Genomic DNA, 9,483 nt, shown 5'->3' with positions numbered 1-9,483 from the left:
AAGGGGGAGTTCAGGCCCGGTACAGGGCCTCGACCTCATTCGCGTACGTGTTCTCGATGGCCTTGCGCTTCAGCTTCAGGGACGGGGTCAGCAGACCGTGTTCCTCGGTGAACGGCTGGGCCAGTATCCGGAAGGTGCGGATCGACTCGGCCTGCGAGACCAGGGTGTTGGCGGCGACCACCGCGCGCCGCACCTCGGTCTCCAGATCGGCGTCGCGCACCAGCTCGGCCGGGGACATCTGCGGCTTGCCGCGCATGGTGAGCCAGTGCTCGACGGCCTCGTGGTCGAGGGTGACGAGGGCGGCGATGTAGGGGCGGTCGTTGCCGACGACGATGCACTGCGAGACCAGCGGATGGTCCCGCACCCGCTCCTCAAGCAGCCCGGGCGCGACGCTCTTGCCGCCGGAGGTCACCAGGATCTCCTTCTTGCGCCCGGTGATCGTGAGATAGCCGTCCTCGTCCAGGGAGCCCAGGTCACCGGTGGCGAGCCAGCCGTCGTGCAGGGTCTCGTCGGTGGCCTTCTGGTTGTTGAGATAGCCCTGGAAGACGTTGGGGCCGTTCAGCCAGATCTCGCCGTCGTCCGCAATGTGCACGGTGACACCGGGGATGGCCTGGCCGACCGTGCCGTAGCGGGTGCGGTCGGGCGGGTTGGCGGTCGCGGCGGCCGTCGACTCGGTGAGGCCGTAGCCCTCGTAGATCTGGACGCCCGCGCCCGCGAAGAACAGTCCGAGGCGACGGTCCATGGCCGACCCGCCGGACATGGCGTTGCGGATCCGGCCGCCCATGGCGGCCCGCACCTTGGAGTAGACGAGTTTGTCGAAGAGCTGGTGCTGCATGCGCAGCCCCGCCGAGGGGCCCGGGCCGATGCCCCAGGCCTTCGCCTCGATCGCGTCCGCGTACTTCACCGCGATCTCGACGGCCTTCTCGAACGGCCCGGCCTTGCCGTCCTTCTCGGCCTTGCGGCGGGCCGCGTTGAAGACCTTCTCGAAGATGTACGGCACGGCGAGGATGAACGTCGGCCTGAACGCCACCAGGTCGGGCAGCAGGGCGGCCGCGTTCAGCTGAGGCTGGTGGCCGAAGCGGACCCCGCCGCGGATCGCCGCGACCTCCACCATCCGCCCGAAGACGTGCGCCAGCGGCAGGAACAACAAGGTCGCCACCTCGTCGCCCTTCTTCGAGTGGAAGACGGACTCCCAGGAGTCGATGACCGTGTCCGCCTCGTACATGAAGTTGCCGTGCGAGATGACACAGCCCTTGGGTCTGCCCGTGGTGCCCGAGGTGTAGATGATCGTCGCGGTCGAGTCCGGGGTGACGGCCTGGCGGTGCCGGTGCACCACCTCGTCCTCGATGTGCGCGCCGGCGTCGTACAACTCCTGCACGGCGCCCGTGTCGAGCTGCCACAGCTGGTGCAGCGCGGGGAGGCGGTCGATGACGGTGGCGATGGTCATCGCGTGGTCCTCGTGCTCGACCATCGCCGCCGAGACCTGCGCGTCGTGCAGCATCCAGAAGCACTGCTCGGCCGACGACGTGGGATAGATCGGCACCACCTGGGCGCCGATCGTCCACAGCGCGAAGTCGAACAGCGTCCACTCGTAGCGGGTACGGGACATGATCGCGACCCGGTCGCCGAAGCGGATGCCCTGGGCGAGCAGGCCCTTGGCGAGCGCGAGGACCTCGTCGCGGAACTCGGCGGCGGTCACGTCCCGCCACTCGTCCTGCTCGTCCTTGCGGCCGAGGGAGACGTGGAGGGGGTCGTCCTGGGCACGCTCGAAGACGACGTCGGCCAGACCGCCCACCGGCGGTGCCAACGCCAACGGAGGGTTGTTGTACTCGCGCAAACCCCGCTCCCCGATCCTGTTGGCACTCCCCTTCAGCGCGGTGAAAGCTACCCCACGGGACACCAGGGCGGGAGGGGGTGGGAATTGGAGCGGTTCACGCGTCCGCACTGGTCAGTGGCGGAAAATGCCCGCACAAGGGGAAGGGCCGGACAGAAATCCTTACGGTTCCGTAGGTTTCGGGCCCGTAATCTCCACCGAATCTGTACGACCCGATTACCGCCGGCGTCCCGGTCACACGACGTCACCGGTGCGACGCCGTCTCCTCCCCGGAGGGCGTCCCAGCGGCTGTCTCCGCCACTCCCGGTGCGGTGCCCGCCGTCCCGCCGGTCCGCTCCGCGCGACCCGCCCTGACCAGGGCGAGCACCAGCGCGCCCGCCGCCGTCCCGACGAAGCCGGCCGTCACGAGCGCCGAGTCGAGCCCCGACGCGAACGCGGCCCGCAGCGCGTGCTCGGAGAACGTCCCGCGCAGCGCCCCGGCCCCACCGCCCGCCAGCGTGTGCGCCGCGTCGTGCGGGAGCGTGTCCCGCATCCGCGAGGTGAGTACGGTCCCTGACACGGCGACGCCGAGTGCATACCCCAACTGTCGTACGGTATTCACGGCGCCGCCCGCCATGCCCGCACGCTCGGCCGGTACCGCCGCGAGGGCCGCCCCCGCGATGCCAGGGGCCACCAACCCGGTACCGACACCCACCAGGACGAGCCCCGGCACCAGCGTCGTCCAGTCCGAACCGGCGCCGAGGACGGCCTGGCAGAAGCAGCCCGTGCCGATCAGCAGCAGCCCGCCGCCGACGGTCAGCCGGGCCGGCACCCCGTGCAGCAGCTTCCCGGCGAAGACCGACACCACGACCGCCGCCCCCGTCAGCGGCAGCAGCGTCAGCCCGCCGCGCACCGGGCTCATCCCCAGCAGCGTCTGCAGCCAGATCGACAGATACGGCATCCCGCCGAACGCCACCCCGTTGAACGCGAGCGCCCCCGCCATCACGCCCACGAAAGCGGGCTTCCGCAGCAGCGACAGATCGAGCAGCGGATGCGCCACCCGCCGCTCCACCAGCACGAAGCAGACCAGAGCGAGGGCCGCGACCGCGAACGAACCGAGCGTCGCCGAAGCACCCCAGCCGTCCTCACCGGCCCGCACCACCGCGTACGTCACCCCGCCCGCGAACCCGGCGAACGCGACCGTGCCGAGCCAGTCGATACGCATCCCGCGCGGCCCCTTCGACTCGGGCACCACCCGCAGCGTCAGCCACACCGCGACCACGCTCACCGGCAGGTTCACGAAGAAGATCCACCGCCACCCCGGCCCCTCGGTCAGCACCCCGCCCAGCACAGGACCGACCGCGGCCGCGCCACCGCTGACCGCGCCCCACACCCCGAGCGCCACCGACCGCTGCCGCCCCTGGTAGACGGACCCGAGCAACGGCAACGTCGTCGCCAGCATCGCCGCGGCCCCGACACCCTGCACGGCCCGCGCGGCCACGAGAGAGCCCGGACCATCCGCCAGCCCGCACAACAGCGACGCCACCGCGAACAGCACGACGCCCACCACATGCACCCGCCGACGCCCCAGAATGTCGGCGGCGGCCCCAACTCCCAGCAGCAGCGCGGCCAGTGCCAGCGCGTACCCGTCGACCACCCACTGCAGATCACTCAACGACGCGTGCAACGACCGCGCCATGTCCGGCAGCGCGACGACCACGATCGTCACGTCCAGCAACAACATGAACGTGCCCAGGCACACCGCCGCGAGCGGCCCCCATGTACGCATGTCCTCAACTCCCCTGTCCGGGTTGTGCAGTTCTCCGTACGATGGGCTCCACCCGGACGATCAGCGCCGTGTTGGACACCCCGCCGCCGAAATCCGACAGGAGCAGGCATGTTGGAGATGGAATCCGACACCCTGGACCGGCTCGACCTCCAACTGCTGACCGCGCTGGAGCTCAACGGCCGGGCCTCCTTCAGCCGCCTCGGCACCGTCCTCGGCGTCTCCGACCAGACGATCGCCCGCCGCTTCCGCCGGCTCACCGCCGAGGCCGGCCTGCGGGTCGTCGCGATCCGGGACCCCGAACGCCTGGGCCAGGACCAGTGGATGCTCCGCCTGCGCAGCGCCCCCGACAACGCGCTCAACATCGCCGACGCGCTCGCCAAGCGCCCCGACACCGCCTGGATCGGCCTCGCGTCCGGCGGCACCGAGATCGTCTGCCTGACCCGCCCCCGCAGCCCCGGCGACCACGACGACCTCCTGCTCGGCAAACTCCCGCGCACCCCCAGTGTCCTGGACATCCGAGCCCACCAACTCCTGCACCGCTTCTACGGCGGCCCGACGGGTTGGCTGCGTCGCTTCAAGCTGCTCGCCGACGACCAGATCGCCGCGCTCCTCCCCGAACCGGCGCCCGCACCGGGCCCCGCCCGCATCGAGCCCGAGGACGAGGCCCTGGTCGCCGTCCTCGAACGCGACGGCCGCGCCGGTTACCCCGAACTCCAGCGCGCCACCGGCCGCTCCGAGTCCGCCGTGAAACGCCGGCTGGCCTCACTGATCGGCTCGGGGGCGGTGTACATCGACGTCGAGTACGACTCGGAGGTGTTCGGGTACACGCGTGCGGCGGTTCTGTGGATCACGGCGACCCCGGCCGCGCTGCACTCGGTCGGCGAGGCGCTGGCCACGCACGACGAGGTCGCGTACGCCTCCGCCACGGCCGGCACGTCCAACATCGTCGTGACCGTGGTCGTGAAGGACACGGCGGGACTGTACGACTACCTCAGTGGGCCTTTGGGGCAGCTCGACGGGATTCGGCATGTGGAGGCGAGCCCGTTCCTGCGCAGGGTCAAACAGCTGACGTATCGGACGCTCCTCCTCAACTCGCCCTCCCTCAAAGTAAGTTCAAGATAAATCATGCGCAAAACCAAGCACCCGGAGATGGGAATCACAGTGTTCGGCGATCGACTGTGGCTTGTCCAAACCGATGCCGCAGGGATTTCCCGAAAGATCTTTTGGAAATAGTCTTCGGAAGTCCTTCCGGTGAGCCCCGTGAAGGGAATATCGAATTGAAGACCCAAAACGCTCACCGCAGGTCGCTGGGTCGCCGCAGGAAGGTGGTCATGGCCTTGGCCGCGGCGACGACCCTCCTCGGCGGCGCGATGTACGCCAACGCGAACGCCGCGTCCGTCACGCCCGACCCCTCCACCAGCGCGTCCCCGACCACCCCCGGATCGACCTCCCCGACGAACCCGGGATCCACCTCCCCGTCCACGCCGGCCTCCGCGTCCGCCCCCGTACCCACGGGCACGGCCGGTACGGGCTCGTCCGCCTCGGACGTGGTCGACGCCGCCAACACGTTCCTGAAGACCCTGGACGACGACCAACAGGCCGCCGTACTCCTCGACTTCACGCAGGCGAACGCCACCGCCTGGTCGAACGAGGCGTGCGGCGCGGACTGCCGGGTCGGCATCGAGCTGAGCACGCTCAGCGACACCCAGCTCGCCGCCGCCGAGGCGGTGGTCGAGGCGGCCACGGGCACCGGCACCGACACCGGCTACGACCAGATCAGCGAGATCCTCGCCGCCGACGACGTCCTCGGCGAGACCGACAGCAGCTACGGCAGCGGCAACTACTACCTCGCCTTCCTGGGCGCCCCGAGCACCTCCGGCACCTGGCAACTGCACTTCGGCGGCGACCAGTTGGCCGTCAACCTCACCTACAAGGACGGCGAGGTCGTCGGCACCACCCCGTACTTCGCCGGGGTGGAACCCGCCACCTGGACCGACGACGACGGCACCACCTACGCACCCCTGTCCGGCATGCACGACGGGATGGAGTCGATGCTCGAAGGTCTGAGCGACGACGAGCTCTCGGAGGCGAAGCTCTCCGACTCCACCACCGACGTGGTGCTCGGCCCGGACGAGGACGGCGCCTTCCCCGACACCAAGGAGGGTCTCGCGGTCAGCGAACTGACCGACGACCAGCAGCAGTTGGTGCTCGACGCCATCACGCCGTGGGTCGAGGCCGCGGACGACACGACCGCCGCGTCCACCCTGAGCACCTACGAGTCGGAGCTCGACGACACCTACATCTCGTACTCCGGCACCACCGCACTGGACACCGCCGGCGACTACGTCCGCATCGACGGACCCGGCGTCTGGATCGAGTTCTCGGTCAAGGACGGCGTGGTCGACACGAGTCAGCTCAACTACAGCTCCGTGTACCGCGATCACGACACCGATTACGGAGGAGAGTTCTCGTTCTCCTGAATCGTCCGCCGATGACATAACGGGCGGCGCTGCTTCCGGCGGCGTCGCCCGCTGTCGGGAATTCCCTCACGGCCGGCCGAGGAATTCATGGACGTCGGCATTCTTGTAGAAGTCGGCTTACGTTTTCCGTAATGAAAAACCTGGACTACGGACCGCGCCGGTGCAATCGATCCCCACCTGCCAGAATCGCCGCCGCCAACGCGTCCGCGGCCCCCTGAGCCGAAACCCGCCGCCGCCCGTGCACCAGCACGAAGTCGACCTCGCCCAGCTCCGGCAGCCCCGCCCGCTCCGGCATCCGCACCAACCCGGGCGGCACCAGCCCCCGCGAGTGGGCCATCACCCCCAGTCCCGCCCGGGCCGCGGCGATCAGGCCGTTCAGGCTCCCGCTCGTGCACGCGATGCGCCACGCCCGCCCCTGCCGCTCCAGCGCCTCCAACGCGAGCGCCCGTGTGATGCCGGGCGGCGGATAGACGATCAGCGGCACCGGGCGATCCGCGTCCAGGCGGAGCCGTTCCGTGCCGATCCACACGAGCTTGTCGTGCCAGACCAGTTCACCCCGCGGGTCCTCGGCGCGGCGCTTCGCCAGCACCAAGTCGAGCTTCCCGGCGGCCAGTTGCTCGTGCAGCGTGCCGGACAGCTCGACGGTCAGCTCCAGGTCCACCTCGGGATGGTCGTAGCGGAAGCCCTCCAGGATCTCGGGCAGCCGGGTGAGGACGAAGTCCTCGGACGCGCCGAAGCGGAGGCGGCCGCGCAGCCGGGTGCCGGTGAAGAACGCCGACGCCTGTTCCTGCACCTCCAGGATGCGGCGCGCGAAGCCGAGCATCGCCTCGCCGTCCTCGGTCAGCTCCACGGAGTGGGTGTCCCGCGTGAAGAGCTGCCGCCCCGTCGCGTCCTCCAGTCGCCGCACGTGCTGGCTCACCGTGGACTGGCGCAGCCCGAGCCGGCGGGAGGCCTGCGTGAAGCTCAGCGTCTGGGACACCGCGAGGAATGTCCGCAGGTGGGAGAGGTCGTACATGGCATACACCATGGCATACACCGTAACCGCTTATCGCGAAACGTGATGGCAGTCAGAGCGGTATGACGGATTCCCGATCAAGAGCCCGGAGAGGAGGATGGGGAGGGCACGAGTCCGCGCCGGAAGACGGACCGGACGTACAGCGAGACACGCGAGACAGTGGAGCACAGTGAAACGCCTGCGATGGCCGAGTCGGATGCCGATCGACCCCTACATCCTGCTGCTGCTCGGGACGGTGGGCCTCGCCGCACTCCTCCCCGCGAGAGGCACGGGCGCCGACGTCGCCTCGGGTGCCTCCACGGCCGCGATCGCCTTCCTCTTCTTCCTCTACGGCGCCCGGCTGTCGACGCGTGAGGCACTGGACGGGCTCAAGCACTGGCGCCTGCACACCACCGTCCTGGCCTGCACCTTCGTCGTCTTCCCGCTGCTGGGCCTGGCCGCCCGGGGCCTCGTCCCGGTGATCCTGACCCACCCCCTCTACCAGGGGCTGCTGTTCCTCACCCTGGTCCCGTCGACCGTCCAGTCGTCGATCGCGTTCACCTCGATCGCGCGCGGCAACGTGCCCGCCGCGATCTGCGCGGGCTCCTTCTCCTCGCTCGCCGGCATCGTCATCACCCCGCTGCTCGCGGCGGCGCTGCTCGGGAGCAACGGCGGTGGTTTCTCCGCCGATTCGCTCCTCAAGATCGTGCTGCAACTCCTCGTGCCGTTCCTGGCGGGCCAGGTGCTGCGGCGCTGGATCGGCGGCTTCATCACCCGGCACAAGAAGATCCTCGGCTACGTCGACCGCGGCTCGATCCTCCTCGTCGTCTACACCGCGTTCAGCGAGGGCATGGTCCAGGGCATCTGGCACCAGGTCAGCGCGGTCCGCCTCGCCGGACTGCTCGCCGTCGAGGCCGTCGTCCTCGCCGTGATGCTCACCCTGACCTGGTACGGCGGCAAGGCGCTGCGTTTCGACCGGGAGGACCGGATCGCCATCCAGTTCGCCGGCTCGAAGAAGTCCCTCGCCTCCGGACTGCCCATGGCCAGCGTCCTGTTCGGCGCCCACGCCTCGCTGGCCGTGCTGCCGCTGATGCTCTTCCACCAGATGCAGTTGATGGTGTGCGCGGTCATCGCCAAGCGCCGGGCCCGCGATCCGCTGCCCGAGGTCAACGGGTCGGCGGCCCCAACCGCAGGGTCACGAACCGCGGTCGGTACAGCGACACGTTCCGGCTGAGGTTCAGCGCTGCCGAAGCGGCCGTCGCGTCCAGCCAGTTGACGTCGTAGCTGAGGACGAGCCGGTCGCCGCTGCCCAACTCCGCGTGTATTTGCGGGTTGTACGCGGCGACCTGCCCCTGCGGCAGCGGCGGGCTGAAACTCCTGGCCGGTCCGTGCCACGGTCCGGTGGGCGAACAGGCCCAGTACGAGGTGACGGTGGTGAGCCCCCGGCTGCCCGCGGCCATCGTGAACAGGACGTACGTCCCACCGCCCCGCACCACCGAGAACGCGCTGCCCACGCCCGTGTGTCGGCCGTCCCCGAGCACCGACCGGGGCCCGGCCCGGGTCGTCCACGCCGACCCGTCCCAGTACTCCCAGGCACCCGGCTCCCCCAGCCGTCCCTCCGGCACCCGTGCCACATACGCCGAGGAGGTCGGCCGGGCCGCGGCCTGGGCGTCGTTCCCGCCGAAGACGTACGTCCAGCCGCCCACCGCGACCATCGCCGTCCCGAACTGCACACGCCGGGACGGGTCCTGGACCAGCTCCTGGCCGAAGACCTTCACGATCGACTCCACCCGAAGATCCGGCAGCGACAGCGTGGCGACCTCGGTCGCGATCGGCACGCCGTAGATCCACGGGTACGCCCCCGCCGTCCGCGTCCACAGCAGCACCCGTACGACCGACTCGGGCGAGCCGGGGGAGCGGGGCTCGACGCGGGCCGCGACCGGCCAACGCCACCCGTTCGGGGCCGGGTCGGGGAACAGCGGTGCGGGGAGTGTGAGTTGGGGGTGTCCGTCGCGCATCACCACCGCCGAGTTGCGGACCAGGGGCGCGGTGGTGTCCCGCCAGGCGTACGACTCGCCGACCGGGTTGGGCGGGGCGTACACCTGGCCGAGGTAGGTGTCGGAGAACAGCCACAGCACCCGGCCGTCCGGGAGCCGCACCGAGTGGGTGCCGTCGCCGCCGGTCCAGTCGTCGGCGCGGGACTCGTCGTCGCCGTACGCGGCAAAGGAGTCGGTGAGCTGCGCGTCCGGTGACCAGTCGCGGACCGTACGGGCCGTGCACGCGGCGCCGCCCTCCCGGTCGTGGTGCCTGGGGAGGGCGGCGAGCAGCACGGCCGCCAGAGCCAGGGTCAGCAGCAGGCCGACCCCGGCTCCCCGGCGCTGTCGTGCTCGTCGGTCCTCGGGCACGA

7 protein-coding genes are annotated in these 9,483 nt (G+C 70.3%); 3 read left to right on the top strand and 4 right to left on the bottom strand.

Annotated features, from left to right (window positions below):
* Positions 1–10: 10 nt before the first annotated feature.
* Positions 11–1,837 (bottom strand): AMP-dependent synthetase/ligase, encoded by a 1,827-nt coding sequence (locus tag OG504_RS11560; protein WP_405989730.1) that lies wholly within the window; start codon positions 1,835–1,837, stop codon positions 11–13.
* Positions 1,838–2,078: 241 nt separating this feature from the next.
* Positions 2,079–3,602 carry an MFS transporter gene (locus tag OG504_RS11555; RefSeq protein ID WP_405989729.1) on the bottom strand — a complete coding sequence of 508 codons (1,524 nt, stop codon included), beginning with the start codon at positions 3,600–3,602 and terminating at the stop codon, positions 2,079–2,081.
* 108 nt (positions 3,603–3,710) lie between these two features.
* Between OG504_RS11555 and OG504_RS11550 the strand changes: the two genes are divergently transcribed.
* Complete coding sequence (locus OG504_RS11550) at positions 3,711–4,724, top strand: Lrp/AsnC family transcriptional regulator (RefSeq protein ID WP_405989728.1); 1,014 nt, start codon at positions 3,711–3,713, stop codon at positions 4,722–4,724.
* 209 nt (positions 4,725–4,933) lie between these two features.
* The gene (locus OG504_RS11545; protein WP_405989727.1) at positions 4,934–6,082 is read left to right on the top strand and encodes a DUF3500 domain-containing protein; all 1,149 of its coding nucleotides are present in this window, start codon (positions 4,934–4,936) and stop codon (positions 6,080–6,082) included.
* Between the two features lie 145 nt (positions 6,083–6,227).
* Here the strand turns inward: OG504_RS11545 and OG504_RS11540 are convergent, their stop codons facing one another.
* Positions 6,228–7,097, bottom strand: coding sequence for a LysR substrate-binding domain-containing protein (locus OG504_RS11540; protein ID WP_405996303.1), 870 nt, complete (start codon positions 7,095–7,097; stop codon positions 6,228–6,230).
* A 196-nt stretch (positions 7,098–7,293) separates the two neighbouring features.
* Here OG504_RS11540 and OG504_RS11535 point away from each other — a divergent pair, with 196 nt between their 5' ends.
* On the top strand, positions 7,294–8,310 hold the full coding sequence (locus OG504_RS11535) for a bile acid:sodium symporter family protein (protein ID WP_405989726.1): 1,017 nt from the start codon (positions 7,294–7,296) through the stop codon (positions 8,308–8,310).
* Here OG504_RS11535 and OG504_RS11530 read toward each other — a convergent pair.
* A complete protein-coding gene (locus OG504_RS11530) occupies positions 8,243–9,481 on the bottom strand; it encodes a DUF4185 domain-containing protein (RefSeq protein WP_405989725.1) in 1,239 nt (412 codons plus the stop codon). The genes OG504_RS11535 and OG504_RS11530 overlap by 68 nt on opposite strands.
* Positions 9,482–9,483 lie beyond the last annotated feature (2 nt).

The organism is Streptomyces sp. NBC_00986 (genome assembly GCF_045162565.1).
In the GTDB taxonomy this organism is placed as follows: domain Bacteria; phylum Actinomycetota; class Actinomycetes; order Streptomycetales; family Streptomycetaceae; genus Streptomyces.
The sequence above is the reverse complement of the archived record's forward strand: the minus strand, read 5'-3'. Positions and strand labels throughout refer to the sequence as shown.